Below are 19,556 nucleotides of genomic sequence, written 5' to 3' on the forward strand. Positions count from 1 at the left end.
ATGCGAGTGGCGAAGGTCGGTGTGGGCCATCGCGAATGAATTCGCTCCCACAGAAATGGCTCGGGGACGTGTAGGAGCCAGCTTGCTGGCGAAGCTTTTGTGCGGGTGGTTTGGGCGAATTCATTCGCCCGACGCGGCCAAGACGGAAAAGAAAAAGGGGATGGCGCTTTCACGCCATCCCCTGCCTTCGGGGCCTGTCCCTACCCGACAGGCGCCGAAAACCCGGTCAGAAGTGCACCTTCAGCAACAGGCTGGCGGTGTTCTGGTCGGTGTCGAAGTAGCGGCTGTCCTCGATGCCGTACTTGTTCTGCCAGTAGTCGTATTCGATCCCCACGTAGGCCTGCTTCGCGCCCCAGTTCAGGGCCTTGCCCAGGTCGTACTTGATCTGCGGGTTGAAGTGCAGGTTGGCGTGGTAGCTGTCGTCGTTGTCCACCACCCAGTCCATGAAGCCGTCGATGACCAAGTCCGAGCGGCCCATAGGGATGGTGTAGGACCATGCCGGGGTGATCTGCCAGACATCGTCGCCGTCGCGGTCGCCATCGGTGGTGCGGCGGTAGACGTTGAGCTTGAAGTAGTCGAAGCCGGGGATCGCCAGGTCGAAGCCCGGTCCGATTAGGTACGACTCGGTGTCGCCCTCGCCGAACTCGTAGGTCATCGCCAGCAGCACGTCCTTCACCGGGCCGAACTCCAGCTTGGCGTCGAAGATCTTGCCGAACGACAGGCGCGGGGAGAATTCGCCATAGTAGGTATTGTCGCCGTTCAGGGCGTCCTTCTCGCCGTTGTAGAAGATCTTGTCGAGGAAGAAGAAGGTGTCGCCGTACTTCCAGCCGTTGGCGTGCTCGAAGGTGAAGGTCTGCTGGATCTGTGGGTTGACGGTGAAGTCCTTGCCGTACAGGTAGGTCAGACTGTTGTCCTGCCAGTGCAGCAGGTCGCCGGCGTTGGCCTGGCCGGCGGCGACGAGGCCGCCGGCGAGCAGCAGGGAAGTGAGGGTGCGGTTCATCGAGTGCTCCTGTCTGTCTTGTTATGGATTGCTCGGGCGCAGCGTGCCGCCGCGCGGGGAGCGCGGAAGGGCACGTGGCGTTGGGATCGGGTCAGGCGTTCGGTTGGGGTCGCTTGCCTTCTTCGAGGCCGAGGCGCAGCAGCGCCTGTTCGGCATCGGAGTACTGCGGAGCGTCGGTACTGGCGCTTTCTTCGGCGGCCTGGGCGTCGTCGGTGGGCAGGAAGAGGTTGAGCAGGATGGCGCTGAAGGCGCCGATGGTGATGGGCGAGCCGAAGATGTTCTTGATCGCCTCGGGCATCTGCGACAGGACTTCCGGCACGCCCGCCACGCCCAGGCCGAGGCCGATGGAGATGGCGACGATCAGCATGTTGCGGCGCTGCAGGCCGGCTTCGGCGAGGATTTTCACCCCGGCCACGGCAACGGTACCGAACATGATCAGGGTGGCGCCGCCGAGCACCGGCTTGGGCATCAGTTGCAGCACCGCGCCGACGATGGGGAACAGGCCGAGCAGCACCAGGATCGCGGCGATGTAGTAGGCCACGTAGCGGCTGGCTACGCCGGTAAGCTGGATGACGCCGTTGTTCTGGCTGAAGGTGGTCATCGGTAGGCTGTTGAACAGCGCGGCCATCGCCGAGTTGCAGCCGTCGGCGAGCACGCCGGACTTGATCCGCCGCAGGTACAGCGGGCCGCTCACCGGCTGACGCGAGATCATCGAGTTGGCGGTGAGGTCGCCGGTGGTTTCCAGCGGCGTGATGAGGAAGATCACCGCGATTGGGATGAACGCGACAAGATCGAAGGAGAAGCCGAACTTGAACGGTTGCGGGATGCTCACCAGGGGCACCTCGGCGAGGCCGGCGAAGTCGATCTTGCCGAGCTGCCAGGCGATCAGCGAGCCCACCAGCAGGCCGATGATCACCGCCGAGAGACGCAGCACCTGCCATTGGAAGCGGTTGAACAGCACGATCACTACCAGCACCACGCCGGCCAGGGCCAGGTTGTCCAGGGCGCCGAGGTCGGGCGCGCCGTAGCCGCCGGCCATGTCGGTCATCGCCACCTTGATCAGCGACAGGCCCATCAGGCAGATGATGGTGCCGGTGACGACGGGGGTGATGACCTTGCGCAGCCTGGTGATGAACTGGCTGAATACGATCTCGATGAAGGCCGCGCAGAAGCACACGCCGAAGATGGTCGCGAGGATGTCTTCCGGGCTGCCGCCGCGGCCCTTGACGATGAAGCCGGCGCTGAGGATGACGCTGAGGAAGCCGAAGCTGGTGCCCTGCAGGCAGAGCAGGCCGGAGCCGATGGGGCCGATGCGCCGGGCCTGGACGAAGGTGCCGAGGCCGGAGACGAACAGCGCCATGCTCACCAGGTAGGGCACGTGCTCGCCGAGGCCGAGCACGCTGCCGACGATCAGGGTGGGGGTGATGATGGCGACGAAGCTGGCCAGCACGTGCTGGAGCGCGGCGAAGATCGCCGGGCCCACGGCGGGGCGGTCGTCGAGCTGGTAGATGAGTTCGTTGTTTGCGGTCGGCGCCTGGGCGCTCCGGTCTGCGGGTGCGGTCATGGGTTCAGCCTGCCAGTTGTTTTTGTTCGGTCATGGGCTTGCGAGCACGCTCGGCTCTCTGCGATCCGGAAAAAGCTGTCCGGTCGGTCAGAATGTGCCGACTATAACAACTTGTGAACTTTGTTTGAAACATTTTTCTTTTGGATTGTGTACAAAAATGACCGTGCAGTCGTTTGATCTGGCGGGGCTGCCAACGGAGGGCGAACGCCGGCGAGCGTGCCGGCGTCCGTGGGGGAAGGGAGCGGTCGTTCAGTCGCCCATCACTACGCCTTCACGCCGTGGATCGGCGCCACCGAACCAGCCTTGCGGGGTGCGCTGGATGGCTTGCAGGCCGCTGGTCATTTCCGTCTCGTTGACTTGATGGCCGCGGGCTTTCAGCGCTTCGACGGTGGCGGCGGGGAAACGCCCGGCTTCCAATAGGGTGGGGCCGTTGAGGCTGCCGAAGTTGGGCAGGTCGATAGCTTTCTGCGCATCCAGCCCCCAGCCGTAGAGGCCGAGCAGGGTCTTGGCGGTGAAGTGAATGATCGCCGCGCCGCCCGGCGAGCCGATGCTGGCGAGCAGCTTGCCGCTGTCGGCGTCGAATACCAGGGTCGGGTTCATGCTGGAGCGCGGCCGCTTGCCCGGCTCGACGCGGTTGGCCACCGGCTTGCCCTGGGCGTCGCGCGGTTCGAAGGCAAAGTCGGTCAGTTCATTGTTCAGCAGGTAGCCGCCCGGCAGGCCCGTGCCACCGTCATTGAGCAGGCGTGAGCCGAAGGCCTGCTCGATGGTGGTGGTCATGGCCAGGGCGTTACCTTGCGCATCGACGATGCTGATGTGGCTGGTGCCGTATTCCGGTTGCTCGGGCTGCGGCGCGAAGGCGATGGGCATCGGGCCGGGGACGCCGGGCTTGGCGGTGCCCATGCTGTTCGAGCCAATCAGGGCGGCGCGTTGTTTCAGGTAGGCGGGTGCCAGCAGGCTGTTCCAGTTGCGTCCCGGTGCCGGCACATAGTCCGGGTCGGCCAGGTATTGCGCGCGGTCGGCATAGGCCAGTCGCGAGGCCTCGCTGTAGCGGTGCAGGAAGTCGGCGCCCGGCAGGCCGTTGGCGAGGGGTTCCAGCGGACCCGACTGCTCCAGCAGGCCAAGGATCTGCATCGCCGTGATGTGGCCAGACGACGGCGGCGGGAAGCCGCAGACGCGATAGTGCTGTTGCCAGAGTGTGCAGATCGCGTCGCGCTGGCGCGGTTCATAGCCGGCCAGGTCGTTCAGGCTGATCCGCCCGGGGTTGGTCGGGTGCTGGCGTACTTGCTCGACCAACGCTTCGGCCACCTTGCCCTGATAGAAGGCATCGCTGCCCCGCTCGGCGATGGCGCGCAGCAACTGGGCCAGGGCCGGATTGCGCAGGCGATAGCCAACGGGCAGCGGCGAGCCGTCCGCTTGGTAGTAGAAGGCGGCGGCCTGCGGGTTCTGCCGCAAGGCCGGATCGGCAGCCAGCAGGGTGTGCAGGCGCGGGCTGACCGGGAAGCCTTCTTCGGCCAGCCGGATCGCCGGTTGGAACAGCTCGGCCCAGGGCCGCTTGCCGTATTGCCGGTGTGCCGCTTCGAGCATCTTCACCGCGCCGGGTACGCCCACCGAGCGCCCACCGACCACTGCCTGCATGAATTCCAGCGGCTTACCGTTGGCGTCGAGGAAGAGTTTTTCGTCGGCTTCGGCGGGTGCCGTTTCACGGCCGTCGAAGGCAGCGAGGCGCTGGCCATCCCAGTGCAGCAGGAAGGCGCCGCCGCCGATGCCGCTGGACTGCGGCTCGACCAGGGTCAGCACCATCTGCACGGCGATAGCTGCATCCAGGGCGCTGCCGCCGGCCTTGAGGACCTGGTAGCCGGCCTCGGTGGCCAGCGGGTTGGCCGCCGCCACGGCGAACCGCTTGGTGGCCCAGCCGGGTTTGGCGGTGTAGCCGCTGGAGGCTTCCGGGGCGGGCGGTGTGTGTTCGGAGAGGGTATCCGAGCTTTTGCAGGCGGTAAGGGCGAGGAAGAGAAGGCCGGAGGCCAGGGCTGCGCGTCCATCGAGCATTGGGCGATTTTCCTTTTGGCGGGTGGTTTTTTCGAGCATAGGCCCGGAGGCCGTTTCGTTGTTGTCCTGGCTAGACCTTGCTGGACGGGGGCGAGTTCATCCCATTATGGCCGGCCCGGCCGAACCTCCTTCGGTGGTGCCCGGTCGGAACCTGGAGACAGGCCCGCTCGGAGGTTCCCATGGCCCACGATATCAACGCCAGCGACCTGGGCATCGACGTTGCCAGCGGCGAGGAACGCGAGCTGTTCAAGTGGCTCCTCGCCAGCTTCCTCTTCGGCAAGCGCATCCAGCAGGAGATAGCCGCCGACGCCTACCGCGCCATCGTCGACAAACATGGCCGCGATACCCCGCGCAAGTTGGGCTCGTGCAGTTGGCAGCAGATCGTCGACATGCTCGGCGAGGGGCATTACGTGCGCTACGACGAATCCACCGCCGACCGCCTGCTCAAGCTCTGCGACAAGCTGGAGAAGGAATACGACGGCAAGGTCAGCCGCATCCACGAACTGAGCGCCGACCGCCGGGAGGTGCAGAAGCGCCTGGAAGCCTTCGAAGGCATCGGGCCGAAGACCGCGGAAATCTTCCTGCGCGAGGTAGGGAAAGTGTGGTTTCGCTGAGACGGGGGCATTGGTAAGGGTGGTTTGGCAGGGGCGGATTTATTCGTCCGACGTAGCCAAGCGGGCGAATGAATTAGCCCTATACGGAGCCGGGTAAGTCTGGGCGTAACCGGGGGGCGCATGGTCTCGGATTGCGCTGGTGCTTATCTGGGCTACGGGCGTGTTTTTCGTAGGAGCCAGCTCTGCTGGCGAAGCTTTTGAGTACGGTTTTTCGCGAGCAGAGCTCGCTCCTACAAGACGCAGAGCATTCATCGCCCATCGGCCCTCACTGCCAACGCGCCTGCACCGGGCCGAGTGGAGCTTGGCAGCGGGTGCCGAGGCCAGGTTCGAGGTAGGGGCTGAGGACCGGGGCCATGCCTTTGAGCACCTGTACCGGCAGGGCCGAGGTGAAGCGGAAGTTTTCCGCCGCCTGGCCCGGGACGAAGGCGGTCAGGGTGCCGAAGTGATCCTGGCCGATGAAGAACACGAAGGTGGCGGTACGGTTCATCGCCCGCGAGCTGAGGATGCGGCCGCCGGGGCCGACGCTTTCGATGCGGTTGTCGCCGGTGCCGGTCTTGCCGCCGACGCTCAGCGGCCGGCCGTCGGGCAGGGCGAAGCTGCCTTGCAGGCGCCGCGCGGTGCCGCCTTCCACCACGGTGGAGAGTACGTCGCGCAGGGCGGCGGCGACTTCCGAGGGGAGCACCCGCTTGCCGCGGTTGGGAACCTGGTTGAAATGGGTCTCGTACGGCGTGCCGGTGGCGAAATGGAGGTTGTCGATGCGCACCGTGGGCAGGCGGATGCCATCGTTCTGGATGATCCCCATCAGCTCGGCCAGGGCCGCCGGACGGTCGCCGGAGCTGCCGATGGCGGTGGCCAGGGACGGGACCAGGTGATCGAACGGATAGCCGACGCGCTGCCAGCGACGATGGATGTCGAGGAAGGCTTCGACCTCCAGCATGGTGCGGATGCGGACGTCCCGGGCGCTGCGGTGGCGGGTTTTGAACAGCCAGCCGTAGACCTCCTGGCGTTCGTCGCGGCTGGCTTCCACGGCGTCGCTGAATTCCGCCTTCGGGTTGTCGATGAGGTAGCCCAGCAGCCAGAGTTCGAGCGGGTGGACGCGGGCGATGTAACCCTGGTCCGGCAGGTTGTAGGCGCCCGGTCCATAGTTGCGGTACAGCTCCTCGATGCGCTTGTCGGTGAGGTTTTCCTGGGGCACCCGGCTGCGCAGGAAGGCGGCGAAGGTGGCCAGGTCGTCGCGCGGACGCAGGTAGCGATGCACGGCTGCGAGACGGACCGGGGTGGCGCGCAGGCCGTCGAGGAAGGTGTCGAGGCGTTCCTGTTCGGCCTTGCCCTTGTATTTGCGCCAGAAGCGCAGGAGGAACACGGTGCCTTCGCGGTCGGCGAAGCGCCGCAGGTATTCCTCGCGGCGCGGGTCCTTGTCGTTCTTCAAGAGTTCCGCGCTGTTGCCCGGCGCCTGGTAGGTGCTGTAGCGGACGATGTCGCGCATCAGGCGGATGAACGGCAGGTTGATCGACTCGCGCAGCGCTTCTTTGAGGGTCGGCAGGCGACCGTTGTCCTCCCGGCGGAAGTTGCCGAAGGTGTGCAGCCCGCCGCCGGTGAAGAAGCGTTCGCCGGGGTTGGCCGAGTAGCGCCGTTCCAGCGCCGCGTCGAGCATCGCCGGGAGGTTGTGGTCGGAACGGGTGGCGAGGTAGTCGAGGGCCCAGCGGGTGATCAGGTCCATGGGTTCGACTTCCACCGCGCGCAGGGCCTTCGGCGATTGGCCGGCGAAGCGATCGTGCAGCTCGGCGACGATTTCCAGGTAGGTGGTGAGCACGCGCAGCTTGGCGGTGGAGCCCAGTTCCAGCTTGCTGCCTTCGTTGATGTCGAAGGGCTGGTCGGTGCTGTCGGTCTGCACCCGGACCCGGTAGCTGTCCGGGGTGCGTTCGAACAGGGTGAAGCTGTAGCGCACGTCCTGGGTTTTCTCCGGCGACAGCAGGCGCTCGCCGAACAGGCCGATCTGTTCGGCGAAGGCGGGGTCGGCGAGCCGGCGCAGGTAGGCGCTGACCGCCTGCTGCAGCTCGCCCTGGAGGGTGCTGGTGGCGCTCAGGTCGAGACGGTCGAGATCGTACAGCGGCATGTTGAGCAGGCCGGACAGGCGGCTGCGGGCGACGCTGATGCCTTTGTTGGTCTCGTTGGCCTGCATCGGCGGCTGCATGGCCCAGTCCCGGTATTCGGCGCGCTGTGCCAGGGCGGCGTCGCGCAGGGCGGGCGGGATCACCCCGGCGTTGGCCAGCAGGCGGATGTGGCTGTCGGTGAGCGCCTCCATCTCGCTGCGCCCTTGGGCCAGGTAAAAGGAGGGGCGGCGCTGGGCGATCATCAGCGAGAGCACCTGGCGCAGCGCCAGGCCGCGCTCGGCGTTGCTGGCGTCCGGGGAGCGTACCGGATCGAGCAGGCGGTTGACCTGGTCGAAGTCGGCGCCGTACCAGATTCGCAAACCCTCGGCCAGGCCATGCACCTCGCCGTGGCCAGGGGCGGCGGAGAGCGGCACGCTGTTGAGGTAGTCGCGCACGATGGTCTGGCTGGCGGCCAGGGTTTCCGGACCCTGGCGATAGGCGCGCACGCTGGCGGAAAACATCTGGCGGAGCTTTTCCCCGGCGGAGTAGGTGAGGCCGTCCGGCGAGTGGCGGTACTTCTCCAGCTGGGTGGCGAGGGTGCTGCCGCCGGCCGACTGGTCCTGCACGTCGAGCAGCTTGCCGACCTGGGAGATTGCCGCCATGGCGAAGCGCGGCCAGTCAACCGCCGGGTTGGACAGGGGGCGTTCGGGGTCGAGCAACTGGCGGTTCTCGATGAACAGCAAGCTGTTGACGATCAGCGGCGGGATGGCGTGGAAGTCGTCGTAGCGCTGCTGCGGGTAGCGGAAGCGGTAGAGCGGCACGCCGCGGCAGTCGTCGATGGACAGGCCGCTCTGGTCCTTTTCCTGGTAGGGCGGGAAGAAACCGCGCTGGGTGTAGCTCATCAACGCCGGCGAAAAGTGCGCCTGGGACTGGATCTGGAAGCCGCGCTGCTGCAGGCGTTCGAGAAACATCGGCAGATAGGCGTAGCCGAGGCGCTTGTCGAAGGGGCCGTCGCGGGGGAACAGGATGGCGTCGCTGGGTCCCGCCTGCACGGCATAGTCCAGCGTCGCGGCATAGCGGCTGAAGCCTCGCGACTGGAAGTGGGAGGTTTGTATTTCGTAGGCGGCGACGATGGCGAGGGCGATCAGGAGCAGCAGGGCCAGGAGCCAGAGCACCAGGCGAAGCTTCGACAGGCGTTTTTGTGGTTTAGGCTGGCAAAGCGCGGGGACATCGCTTTCCGGAATCGCGGAGGGGGAGGTGTCGGATTGCCATATTACGCCCATGATCGCTCGCCCTGGCTGCTAGCTGCGCTGCGTGCGCTTGCTTGAAGCTTAGTCGCTGTTGGTCGTCCGGCTTGGTCTGGACAACCGCCGTGCGTCGGCGCCGCAGGGCTCTGGCGGGGCAAAGTCGGATTTCCGCAGGGGTGTATTCATTCGCCCAAGCCGCCGTGCCTTACCGCACATCCTGGAGCCGGTGGACTCCCGGATTGCGCTGGCGCTTATCCGGGCTACGGAGGCCGGGAGCCATCTCGCGAGATCGTAGAGGGATTCTGGATGTTCAGGTTTTATGCAAGGGGCGTTGGCATTCGGAGCCATCGGTTTTCCCTTTTCTCGAGGACCGTCTATGCCGTTGGACCACCGCGAGCGCCTGAAGTCCGGCCAGCGGGTCTGGATGAAGCGCCGCACAGGATAGCAGCCAACCTGCTTCACTGTTTGCTCAGGGCCTTTTCCACCATCACCTGAGGGAGCAATGCGATGAAGTTCACCCCCGGCCGCAACATGGCCATGAAAGTGCCTCCGCATCAGTGGCAACAGACCGTGGCGTTCTACCGCGATGTGCTGGGCCTGCCGGTACTGGCCGAGCAAGCCGATTCATTGGCGTTCGATTTCGGCGGTGACCGGCGCCTGTGGATCGACCGGGTGGCGAGCATGAGCCAGGCAGAGCTGTGGCTGGAAATCTGCAGCGACGACCCGGTTGCCGCCGCGCGCTGGCTGGAGGAGCGCGGCGTGGTGCGCTGCGATGCCATCGAGCCGCTGCCGGAGGGCTTCGAGGGGTTCTGGATCGCCAACCCGGCGGGCATCGTCCACCTGCTATCCCGCTCCGCCTGAGCGCAGCCGTGGTCAGGCGGGCTTGGCTTGCGCCATGGCCGGCACGCTCTTGCGGGTGGCGGCGAGCCGTTTGTTCAGTTCCAGCCAGGCTGCCAGCGCGGCCATCAGCGCCACGCCGGCCAGGCCACCGGCCACCTGCACCACCAGGCCATTGCCGAGCAGCGTGACCGCGGCATCGGTGAGCGGCGCGAGCAGGACGCCCAGGCAGAACACCTCCAGCGAGTAGCTGCCCATCCGGCACAGTTGCCGCGCCGGCCAGCGCTCGAGCCAGGCGCCGGTCGGCAGGATCACTGCGACGCAATAGGCCAGGGCCAGGAAGTGCAGCAGGCGCAGCGGGGACAGGTTGGTCTTGTCGATCGGGTAGATCCGCTCGGCCAGCCACTGCGGCATCAGCGCGTCATGCAGCGCCGGCCATCTCCAGGACAGCGCCAGCGCCGTACAGAGCACCAGGTACGTTGCGGCGGCGAGGAACAGCGGCTGTTGCCGCAGGCTTCGCGCTGGTAATGGCGTGGGCACCGACGCCTTGCGCTGAGCCTGTACCGCCGCCGCCCCGCCGAGCACGAAGAGCACTTGCCAGGCCAGCGGGTTGAAGAACCACTGGCCGTTCGGCTGCGAGCTGAAGTTCCAGCCGAACAGCGGCGCCAGCAGGTACAGCGCCAGCGACAGCCCCACCGGGTATTCCGGCCGGCGCAGCAGCCAGGGCAGGATCAACGGCAGCGCTGCGAGCAGCACGATGTACAGCGGCAGTGGGTCCATCAGGCTGGGCTTGAAGCGCAGCAGCAGTTCGTCGACCAGGGCTTGTTGCGGGTTGGCGAGGAAGTAGCCGAGGCCCATTTCCTCGACGAAGTCGCGGGTTTCGACGTGGCTGTTGGTGGTGAAGACGATGCCCATCAGCACCGCCAGCAAGAAGATGTGGGCGACGTAGAGTACCCAGGCGCGCCGCAGGATGCGCATGCAGGCGATCCAGTAGCCGTCGCGTCGGAGCAGCTTGCCGTAGGCCAGCACCGAGGCGTAGCCGGCGAGGAAGACGAAAATTTCCGCTGCATCGCTGAGCCCGACGTTGCGCACGGTCAGGTGACCGAGCAGATTCCCCGGGATGTGGTCCCAGAAGATGAAGATCAGCGCAATACCGCGAAAGAAGTCGATGCGGTGATCACGTCCGTTTTGCATGAGCTGTACCCCTGTCGAGGTGCGCCGGAGAAATGAGCGCGCGAAAAAGCGGACTCTGCTGGGTCTATTGACCGCGCGAAAGTCGGGTTAGTGCGAAGGAGCCGGAGCAATGGAGCTACTGATCAACATCGATGTGAACGATCTCCCGGACGCCATCCGTTTCTACGAGCAGGCCCTGGGTTTGCGATTGGGGCGTTTGCTGTTCGAGGGAAGCGTCGCGGAGTTGCTCGGCGCGGCGGCGCCAGTCTACCTGCTGGCCAAGGCCGACGGTACGGCGTGTTGCCCCGGGCAGCGACGCGATTATCGGCGGCACTGGACGCCGGTGCACCTGGATTTCGTCGTCGAGGACCTGGACGCCGCCGTCCACCGTGCGATCGAGGCTGGCGCCCGGCTCGAGGGCGAGGTGCTGTCGCAGCCGTACGGGCGTCTGGCGATATTCGCCGACCCGTTCGGCCATGGTTTCTGCCTCATCGAGTGGCGAGGCGAGGGCTACGCTGAGGTTTCCCGATCTGACAGGCTCGCCCAGGAGGAAACATGACCCGGCTTGCGAAGAACACCCGCAGCACGCTGATTCCCTGCCTGCGCTATCGCAATGCGCCGGCCGCCATCGACTGGTTGCAACGGGCCTTCGGCTTCGAAGCGTTGATGGTGGTGCCGGACGAGCGCGGCGGGATCGCCCATGCCCAGCTTGGATTCGGCAATGGCATGGTGATGCTGGGGTCGGTGGCCGACAGCGAATACGGCCGGCTGATGGCGCAGCCGGACGAGACCGGCGGGGCGGGGACCCAGAGCGTCTACGTGGTGGTCAACAGCGCCGATGCGCTCTATACCCAGGCGAAGGCGGCCGGCGCCGATGTCGTCATCGAGTTGAAGGACGAGGATTACGGCGGGCGCGGTTTCACCTGCCGCGACCCGGAAGGCCACGTGTGGAGCTTCGGTACCTATGATCCGTGGCAGGAATGAATACACAGCATAAGAATCTGTTTTTGTGGGGCCGCCGAGGCCTTGCATGGCTCTAGCTCACGAGATCGTAAACAGATTCTAAGGACACGACATGCAGACCATCGTTTTTCCGGACGGCGCAAAGGTCCCGGCCATTGGCCAGGGCACCTGGCGCATGGGCGAAGACCCCGCCGAGCGCCAGCGCGAAGTGGCGGCGCTGCGCCTGGGCCTCGAGCTGGGGCTGACCCTGATCGATACCGCCGAGATGTACGGCGAAGGTGGTGCTGAAGAAGTGGTCGGCGAGGCCATCCAGGGACGCCGCGAACGGGTGTTCCTGGTCAGCAAGGTCTACCCCCACAATGCCAGCCGCAGCGGTGTGGCGGCGGCCTGCGAGCGCAGCCTGCGGCGGCTCGGCTGCGATTACCTCGATCTCTACCTGTTGCACTGGCGCGGCCAGTATCCCCTGGCGGAAACCGTGGAAGCCTTCGAGCGGCTGCGCGAGCAGGGCAAGATTCGCCGTTGGGGCGTCTCCAATTTCGACCTGAACGACATGGAGGAGCTGGACAACGCCGCCTGTGCCACCAACCAAGTGCTCTACAACCCGGAGCAGAGGGGTATCGAGTTCGACTTGCTGCCCTGGTGCCAGGCACGGCGCATGCCGGTCATAGCCTACTGCCCGCTGGGTCAGGGCGGTGCATTGCTGAAGCATCCCGCCCTGCTGGAGGTGGCCCGGCGCCAAGGGGCCACGCCGGCCCAGGTAGCGCTGGCTTGGGCTCTGCGCCAGTCCGGCGTGCTGGCGATTCCCAAGGCGGTGGAGGTGGAGCACGTGCACCTCAATGCCGGTGCGGCGCAGCTCGCTCTTTCCGCCGAGGAGCTGGCGATCATCGACGCCGCCTTTCCGCCGCCAGCGCGCAAACGGTCCCTGGCGATGGTTTGATTGGTGACCGCACCGCTCGGCGGGGCGGGGGAATGATCCGAAGCATCCAGTGTCAGCCTTACTGATGGGTTTGATGCGGAGGGTGGGACCGTGACCCGTAACACACTGGAAGACGCCCTGGTCGTGATCACCGGGGCTTCGAGCGGTATCGGCCGGGCGGCGGCGCTGGCATTTGCCGAGCGGCACGCCCGCCTGGTGCTGGCGGCGCGCGACAAGGCGGCGCTGGATGAGGTGGTAGCCGAATGCGAGGCGCTCGGGGCGCGGGCGCTGGCGGTACCCACCGACGTCACCGATAGCGAGGCGGTACACCGGCTCGCCGACAGCGCGGCGTCCTTCGGCGACGGCCGCATCGATGTCTGGGTGAACAACGCCGGCATCGGTACCGTCGGCGCCTTCGATGAGACGCCTCTGGTGGCCCACGAACAGGTGGTGCAGACCGATCTGCTCGGCTATCTGCGCGGCGCCCACGCGGTGCTGCCGTACTTCAAGCAGCAGCGCGCCGGCGTGTTGATCAATACCCTGTCCCTCGGCAGTTGGGTGGCGCATCCCTATGCCGCTGCCTATGCGGCCGCCAAGTACGGCCTGCGCGGGTTCACCGAAGCGCTGCGCGGCGAGCTGACCCAATGGCCGCACATCCACATCTGCGATGTCTATCCGGCGGTGATGGATACCCCCGGATTTCGCGATGCCGGCAACTACACCGGCCACAACATCCAGCCGATCCCGCCGGTCTACGATCCGCGCCGCGTCGCCGAGGCCATGGTCAGCCTGGCGCAGCGACCGCGCCGCAGCGTGACGGTGGGCGCCAGCGCGCGGCTGATCCGCCTCGCCCATTTCCTGATGCCGCATTTCGAGTCGCTGATCGGCCGCGCCACCCACTTCGCCCTGGGGAAGGCGGACCGTTCGCCGGCATCGTCCGGCAACCTGTTCCATCCGCCGCTGGGCGAACGCCGGGTGGATGGTGGCTGGCGCAGCCCTCCGCACGGCCAACTCAACCTGCTATTGGCGGGCACCGCGGTGGCGGCGCTGCTCGGCTTCTATCTGGTGCGCCGGGCGACCAACGGGCGGCACTGAGGCATCGGCTGCGGCTCACCGCTACCAGTTCTGCAGCCTCAGATGGGTGTTGAGCTTGAACCGCTCACTGCCATCACCCGTCGCAGTGCCGGCTGGCGGCATTGACTGACCGATCACCGCCCGCACCTGGCCCGCAAAGACCCGCAGGGCCTTGAGAGTGTCGAGGATGTCTAGGGCGTGGTACTGCGCGAAGCGAAAGCGATGAAACACCCTGATCGCGCCGCTCTCCTTGTCGGCGGCCAGGCAGAATGCCGGGTTTGGCTGCCGGCCTTGCAATTCCAGCAGGGCCAGCGCGGTGTTCCGGCGCGGATCGTCGGTGAGCCTGTCGGCGCCGGTCACCAGTTCCGCCCAGCCTTCGCCGCGGTAGCAGAGGAAGATGGCCGGCTCATTGGCGAAGCTGAAGCGATAGGACGTGGCCTGGGTGTCGAAGGATTGAATACCCAGGCGCTCCATGATCTGGGTGACCAGGTTGACGAACTCCTGCTGCGGCTGGCTCATGCCGGACGGCCTCCCTGGCTGTGGGACGGCGCGGTGTGTTCTTGCTCCCGTGCAGGGCTGGCTGGTGCAGTCTCGAAGTCTTCGCTCCGATCCGACAAGTCCCCAGCGGAGGAGGACCACTCTTCATCGCCTTCTGGTTCGAGGGTCGCTGGCGCATCGAAAAACACCTCGGCTTCCTGGGGGGCGCCGTTGTGAGTCGACGATGCCTGTGCAAGCGGGTCATCGGTGATTTCGGTGAAGCGGCCGCTATCGACCACCCCTTGCTCGAGGTCTGCCTGCTCATTCGGCGCGCCTTTCAGGGCGTTGATCAGTTTGACCACCGCGCTGGCTAGCGCTTCGCCTCCGGGGCGGGGCAGTGTGAGGTTGCAGGCAGTGAGGAACACGGTGCCTGCGACCAGCCCCGCCGTGTTGTCGGTGAAATGTGTGACCTTGTTGAGAATGCCGAAGGGCAGCAATAGTGGGGACAGGCCGGAGTAACTGGCGAACTTGCTGGCCGCCTGCTGTGTATTTTCGTTGGGGTTCCTGGCCGTCTTGGCCAGTTCGAAAACGGTCAGGCCGGCATCCATCCCCAGGTCGACCAGGCCGGCGGGCTCATCGTAATAGGTGGCAGCGGAGCTCAGGCAAAGCGCTCCTGCAATGCCCACGAAGGCCATCTTTTGTGCAAGGTCGTCATTCTTGACGTGGGGCTGCGAGGTCCCCTCTTGGCCGGGGTTGAGAATCCCGTGCGCCGTTTTGGCGAGTCGCTCGGTGGCGGAGTCGATCTCGCTGAGTTGCAGGTTGAGGCTGTCGTTCAGCTCCTTGCCGGCTTCCTCGAACTGGTTCCGCCGCTGCTGGAACGCACTGTGCTGGGTATTGACGGCGTCCAGCAGGTCGTTGATGTCCAGGCTCAGCTCGGCAGTCAGCCGGGCCTGTTCCTGCGGTTGCGAAGCGGGCTTCTGGAAAAGGTTCTTGATCTTCTCGCCAATGGCCGCCAGGGGCTTCGTGACCAGATGAGGTGCAGACGACATCACGAACACGGACGCAGTGAACGTGGCCGCCATGGAGTGGAACAGGATGGGGTTGTGTTCCTCGAAAGCCTTGGCTTTTTCATTGAACGCGCTGACGGCATAGGGCAGGTTCGGCGGCAGGTAGGGCACATGCCGTTCCTGGATATGCAGGCCATGGGAGCGATGGTCGGCGGTACGGCTGAGCGCGATCCCCGTCAGCATGCAGAGGGTCTTGGTGTAGCCGGCCACCAGCAGCGCGAAGTACTGGTTGTCCTTGTTCTTGTGTGCGGTCAGGGTTGGCAGCAGCGCCAGACCGACGTTGGCCAGGCTGAACATCATGGTCGCCGCGGTGCGGTAGCCCATGGATTTGTCCTGGGCGACCCGGTCGATCTTGTGCATGAGCCCCTGGGTCACTGCGCTCATTTCCTTGCGCACGGATGCCGGGATGGCCGTATGCTGACAGGCATCGTGCAGGGCCTGCACGCTTTGCTTGAATGCCGGCAGGTGGGCAAGCTGCCGCTCGTTGCCCAGGTATTCGCGGTTGTTGAACTGACTTACGGCAGCGGCCAGGTCCGTCTTCTTGAACAGGAAAAGGAGCCGGTCCTTGAGACCCTTGGAAGCAGGTGCCGAGGGCGTCTGGCCGAGATTCATCGCCTCGATTTCCTGTTGCGAGGCGGGGGCCACATTTATGCTCGCATGAGGTGGCTGCCCCGAGTGGGACGGAGGCGTGCCGGCAACATGGCCCGGTGTCTGTCGTGAGGTGCCGACTTCCACCTGCTCGTCACCCAGGCGCCCCTGGTGGACATGGCTGGTCGATTCGGCGGACGTCTCGGGGCGAAGGATGGCGGTGGAAGCCGTAGTGAGCGAATGAATGGTGTTCATGGAGGAACGACTGAATGGATGGGCCTAGCCTTGTGTGTCTCACACAGGGCTTCGGTTCCCGGTGGCGATCCCCCGAATCGCCAGGCCAGGTTCAGCCCCGCGCTGCGCTGACGCCTTCGAGGGTGGCGAAGGAGGTGTCCTTGGCGGTGAGGAGGAAGTCGCGCATGAACGGCGCGTCCAGCATGTCGGCGCGGATCGCCGCGAATAGCGTGGCGTACAGCGATTTTTCGCCGAGCCGCTTGGCCGTCACGTAGCCCCGCGAGCTGTATTCGTGCAGCGCCCAGTTGGGCAGGCTGCAGACGCCGCGTCCGCTGGCCACCAGTTGCATCATCATCACTGTCAGTTCCGAGGTACGGACCTGCGCCGGCTCGACGTCGGCCGGGTCGAGGAAGCGGGTGAAAATGTCCAGGCGATCGCGTTCGATGGGGTAGGTGATCAGGGTTTCGCCGGCCAGGTCCTCGGGGGCGACGTAGGGCTTGCTGGCCAGCGGATGCTGGTTGGCCACCGCCAGTTGCATCTCGTAGGTGAACAGCGGCACGTAGGTGATGCCGCCCAGCTCCAGCGGGTCGGAAGTCACCACCAGGTCCAGGTCGCCCCGGGCCAGCGCCGGCAGCGGGGCGAAGGAGAAGCCCGAGGCGAGGTCGAGTTCCACTTCCGGCCAGGCATCGCGGAACTGGTCGATGGTCGGCATCAGCCACTGGAAGCAGCTGTGGCATTCGATGGCCATGTGCAGCCGTCCGGCGGTGCCGCCGGCGAGGCGGGCGAGGTCGCGCTCGGCGCTGCGCAGTTGCGGCAGCAGCGCGTCGGCCAGTTGCAGCAGGCGCAGGCCGGCGCTGGTGAAGCGCACCGGCTTGGTCTTGCGCACGAACAACGGCATGCCCAGGCGCTCTTCGAGTTCCTTGAACTGGTGGGACAGGGCCGATTGGGTCAGGTGCAGGCGCTCGGCCGCTTCCACCAGACTGTCGGATTCGCGCAGGGCATGAAGGGTTTTCAGGTGACGTATTTCCAGCATGCCGGGCTCCGGTTGGCCATGAAGAGCGAGACCCGCGCGGCGCGCAGCCTGCGCGTCCGAGTCATAAAAGAGGCTGCATGAGTGGCGCTCATTACCTGGCAAGTGTGGCGCAATGGCCACTGGCCTGTCGAGGCGTGCTGGCAAAGTGATGGACGATGAGTGCGGTGGAGGGGAGCAAGCGAGCTGTTCCATGAGAAAAATTTGATTTGAAAGAGAGAAACTTGAGTTTGTCTCATTCATTTGGTCTCTCGACAATGAGCGCCATTCACGAACACGGAGATCGAACTCATGGCTTTGGCGCACACCCTCGGATTCCCCCGCATCGGCCGCGACCGCGAGCTGAAGAAAGCCCTGGAAGCCTACTGGAAGGGCGAACTGGACGAAGCCGGCCTGCGCGAGACCGGCCGCGCCCTGCGCGCCGCGCATTGGCAGGTACAGCGTGACGCCGGTATCGAGCTGCTGCCGGTGGGTGACTTCGCCTGGTACGACCAGGTGCTCACCCACTCGCTGACCGTCGGCGTGATCCCCGAGCGCTTCCGCCCGGCCGATGGCAAGGCCACCCTGGAGACCCTGTTCGCCATGGCACGTGGCGTGTCCCGTTCCTGCTGCGGCGGCGGTGCCCAGGCGCAGGAAATGACCAAGTGGTTCGATACCAACTACCACTACCTGGTGCCGGAGTTCAGCCGCGATCAACGCTTCCAATTGAGCTGGGAGCAGCTCTTCGAAGAAGTGGCCGAAGCTCAGGCGCTGGGGCACAAGGTCAAGCCGGTGCTGCTCGGCCCGCTCACCTACCTCTGGCTCGGCAAGGCCAAGGGCGAGGCGTTCGACAAGCTGGAACTGCTCGACCGCCTGCTGCCGCTCTACGGCGAAATCCTCGGTCGGCTGGCGGCCCAGGGGGTGGAGTGGGTGCAGATCGACGAGCCGATCCTGGTGCTGGATCTGCCGCAAGCCTGGCGCAGCGCGTTCGAACGCGCCTACCACCTGCTGCAGTACGCGCCGCTGAAGAAACTGGTCGCCACCTACTTCGGCGGCCTGGGCGACAACCTCGGCCTGGCGGTGAGCCTGCCGGTGGATGGCCTGCACATCGATCTGGTACGCGGCCCGGAACAACTGACCGCGGTGGTCGACCGCCTGCCGTCGTACAAGGTGCTGTCCCTCGGTGTGGTGAACGGCCGCAACGTCTGGCGCTGCGATCTGGAGCAGGCGCTGCTACCGTTGCGCCTGGCCGCCGAGCGTTTCGCCGAACGGCTCTGGGTGGCGCCGTCCTGCTCGCTGCTGCACAGCCCGGTGGACCTCGCCCGGGAGGACCAGCTGGACGACGAGCTGCGCAGTTGGCTGGCTTTCGCCGTGCAGAAATGCGCCGAAGTGGCGCTGCTGGCCCGTGCGGTCGACGAGCCGGATGCCGTCGAAGTGCGTGCCGCCCTGGCCTACAACCGTGGCGTGCAGGACAGCCGACGGCAGTCGCCGCGCATCCACAAACCGAACGTACAGGCACGACTGGCGGCGGTAACGCCGGCCGACAGCCGTCGCGCGGCGCCGTTCGCCGAACGTATCGGTAAGCAGCGGGCGCATCTCGACCTGCCGGCGTTCCCCACCACCACCATCGGCTCCTTCCCGCAGACCGCGGCGATCCGCCAGGCGCGCCAGGCCTTCAAGCAGGGCACTCTGGACGAAGCGGGATACCGCGCCGCGATGCAGGCGGAAATCCGCGAGGCGGTGGCCTTCCAGGAGCGCATCGGTCTGGATGTGCTGGTACATGGCGAGGCCGAGCGCAACGACATGGTCGAGTACTTCGCCGAGCAACTGGACGGCTATGCCTTCACCCGCTTCGGCTGGGTGCAGAGCTACGGTTCGCGCTGCGTCAAACCGGCGGTTATCTACGGCGACATCAGCCGTCCGGCGCCGATGACCGTCGAATGGATACGCTATGCCCAGAGCCTGACCGACAAGCCGATGAAAGGCATGCTGACCGGTCCGGTGACCATGCTGATGTGGTCGTTCCCCCGCGACGACGTACCGCGCGACGTACAGGCGCGGCAACTGGCTCTGGCGATTCGCGACGAGGTGCAGGACCTGGAGGCCGCCGGGATACGCATCGTGCAAATCGACGAAGCGGCTTTCCGCGAGGGCCTGCCGTTGCGCCAGGCCGACTGGGGCCCGTACCTGGACTGGGCGGTGGACGCGTTCCGCCTGTGCAGCTCCGGCGTACGTGACGAGACGCAGGTCCACACCCATATGTGCTACAGCGAGTTCAACGACGTGATCGAGGCGATCGCCGCTATGGATGCGGATGTGATCACCATCGAGACCTCGCGCTCGCAGATGGAGCTGCTGGAGGCCTTCGAAGGATTCGCCTACCCCAACGAGATCGGGCCGGGTGTGTATGACATCCACTCGCCGCGTGTGCCGGACAGTGCGGAGATGGTCGCGCTGCTGGAAAAGGCCGCCGAACGCATCCCCGCCGAGCGCCTGTGGGTCAACCCGGATTGCGGCCTGAAGACCCGTGGCTGGGCGGAAACCGAAGCGGCATTGGCCAATATGGTGGCAGCGGCCCGTCAACTGCGGGTACGCAAGGTCGAGGCGGCCTGACGCTTGGAGCACATCGCAGGGGGGACCCCTCCTGCGAGCCT

15 protein-coding genes are annotated in these 19,556 nt (G+C 65.8%); 7 read left to right on the forward strand and 8 right to left on the reverse strand.

What is annotated here, in order from left to right; all coding sequences use genetic code 11:
* Window positions 1–226: 226 nt before the first annotated feature.
* The 3 genes from BZL41_RS21085 to ggt form a co-directional block, all read right to left on the reverse strand.
* Entirely contained in the window at window positions 227–1,000 is a 774-nt protein-coding gene (locus BZL41_RS21085) for an outer membrane protein OmpK (RefSeq protein ID WP_095601083.1), read from the reverse strand.
* A gap of 91 nt (window positions 1,001–1,091) precedes the next feature.
* Window positions 1,092–2,564: a uracil-xanthine permease family protein gene (locus BZL41_RS21090; protein ID WP_095601084.1), complete on the reverse strand. Its 1,473-nt coding sequence runs from the start codon at window positions 2,562–2,564 to the stop codon at window positions 1,092–1,094.
* 249 nt (window positions 2,565–2,813) lie between these two features.
* The gene (ggt, locus tag BZL41_RS21095; protein WP_095601085.1) at window positions 2,814–4,610 is read right to left on the reverse strand and encodes a gamma-glutamyltransferase; all 1,797 of its coding nucleotides are present in this window, start codon (window positions 4,608–4,610) and stop codon (window positions 2,814–2,816) included.
* A 179-nt stretch (window positions 4,611–4,789) separates the two neighbouring features.
* Between ggt and BZL41_RS21100 the strand changes: the two genes are divergently transcribed.
* Window positions 4,790–5,224, forward strand: a complete 435-nt coding sequence (locus tag BZL41_RS21100; RefSeq protein WP_095601086.1) for a DNA methylase — start codon at window positions 4,790–4,792, stop codon at window positions 5,222–5,224.
* A gap of 265 nt (window positions 5,225–5,489) precedes the next feature.
* Here BZL41_RS21100 and BZL41_RS21105 read toward each other — a convergent pair whose 3' ends face one another.
* Complete coding sequence (locus BZL41_RS21105) at window positions 5,490–8,600, reverse strand: transglycosylase domain-containing protein (protein WP_095601087.1); 3,111 nt, start codon at window positions 8,598–8,600, stop codon at window positions 5,490–5,492.
* Between the two features lie 471 nt (window positions 8,601–9,071).
* Here BZL41_RS21105 and BZL41_RS21110 point away from each other — a divergent pair, with 471 nt between their 5' ends.
* Window positions 9,072–9,425: a hypothetical protein gene (locus tag BZL41_RS21110; RefSeq protein ID WP_084334433.1), complete on the forward strand. Its 354-nt coding sequence runs from the start codon at window positions 9,072–9,074 to the stop codon at window positions 9,423–9,425.
* Window positions 9,426–9,437: 12 nt separating this feature from the next.
* Here the strand turns inward: BZL41_RS21110 and BZL41_RS21115 are convergent, their stop codons facing one another.
* Window positions 9,438–10,595, reverse strand: a complete 1,158-nt coding sequence (locus BZL41_RS21115; RefSeq protein ID WP_095601088.1) for an OpgC domain-containing protein — start codon at window positions 10,593–10,595, stop codon at window positions 9,438–9,440.
* 109 nt (window positions 10,596–10,704) lie between these two features.
* Between BZL41_RS21115 and BZL41_RS21120 the strand changes: the two genes are divergently transcribed.
* From BZL41_RS21120 to BZL41_RS21135, 4 genes are all read left to right on the forward strand, one after another.
* Window positions 10,705–11,133, forward strand: a complete 429-nt coding sequence (locus tag BZL41_RS21120) for a VOC family protein (RefSeq protein ID WP_095601089.1) — start codon at window positions 10,705–10,707, stop codon at window positions 11,131–11,133.
* The gene (locus BZL41_RS21125; protein WP_095601090.1) at window positions 11,130–11,558 is read left to right on the forward strand and encodes a VOC family protein; all 429 of its coding nucleotides are present in this window, start codon (window positions 11,130–11,132) and stop codon (window positions 11,556–11,558) included. Before BZL41_RS21120 ends, BZL41_RS21125 begins: the two co-directional genes overlap by 4 nt.
* Before the next feature lie 91 nt (window positions 11,559–11,649).
* A complete protein-coding gene (locus BZL41_RS21130) occupies window positions 11,650–12,474 on the forward strand; it encodes an aldo/keto reductase (RefSeq protein ID WP_095601091.1) in 825 nt (274 codons plus the stop codon).
* Window positions 12,475–12,564: 90 nt separating this feature from the next.
* On the forward strand, window positions 12,565–13,548 hold the full coding sequence (locus BZL41_RS21135; RefSeq protein ID WP_095601092.1) for an SDR family oxidoreductase: 984 nt from the start codon (window positions 12,565–12,567) through the stop codon (window positions 13,546–13,548).
* 21 nt (window positions 13,549–13,569) lie between these two features.
* Here the strand turns inward: BZL41_RS21135 and BZL41_RS21140 are convergent, their stop codons facing one another.
* The 3 genes from BZL41_RS21140 to metR all read right to left on the reverse strand — a co-directional run bounded on the left by BZL41_RS21140 (window position 13,570) and on the right by metR (window position 16,926).
* Window positions 13,570–14,046 carry a hypothetical protein gene (locus BZL41_RS21140; RefSeq protein ID WP_095601093.1) on the reverse strand — a complete coding sequence of 159 codons (477 nt, stop codon included), beginning with the start codon at window positions 14,044–14,046 and terminating at the stop codon, window positions 13,570–13,572.
* Complete coding sequence (locus BZL41_RS21145; RefSeq protein ID WP_143518138.1) at window positions 14,043–15,914, reverse strand: hypothetical protein; 1,872 nt, start codon at window positions 15,912–15,914, stop codon at window positions 14,043–14,045. The genes BZL41_RS21140 and BZL41_RS21145 overlap by 4 nt, the downstream gene beginning before the upstream one ends.
* Window positions 15,915–16,005: 91 nt before the next feature.
* Window positions 16,006–16,926: a transcriptional regulator MetR gene (metR, locus tag BZL41_RS21150; RefSeq protein WP_095601095.1), complete on the reverse strand. Its 921-nt coding sequence runs from the start codon at window positions 16,924–16,926 to the stop codon at window positions 16,006–16,008.
* A 288-nt stretch (window positions 16,927–17,214) separates the two neighbouring features.
* Here metR and metE point away from each other — a divergent pair, with 288 nt between their 5' ends.
* Window positions 17,215–19,515 (forward strand): 5-methyltetrahydropteroyltriglutamate--homocysteine S-methyltransferase, encoded by a 2,301-nt coding sequence (gene metE, locus BZL41_RS21155; RefSeq protein ID WP_095601096.1) that lies wholly within the window; start codon window positions 17,215–17,217, stop codon window positions 19,513–19,515.
* Window positions 19,516–19,556: the final 41 nt, after the last annotated feature.

The sequence above is a fragment of the Pseudomonas sp. PIC25 genome (assembly GCF_002286785.1).
GTDB lineage: Bacteria > Pseudomonadota > Gammaproteobacteria > Pseudomonadales > Pseudomonadaceae > Pseudomonas_M.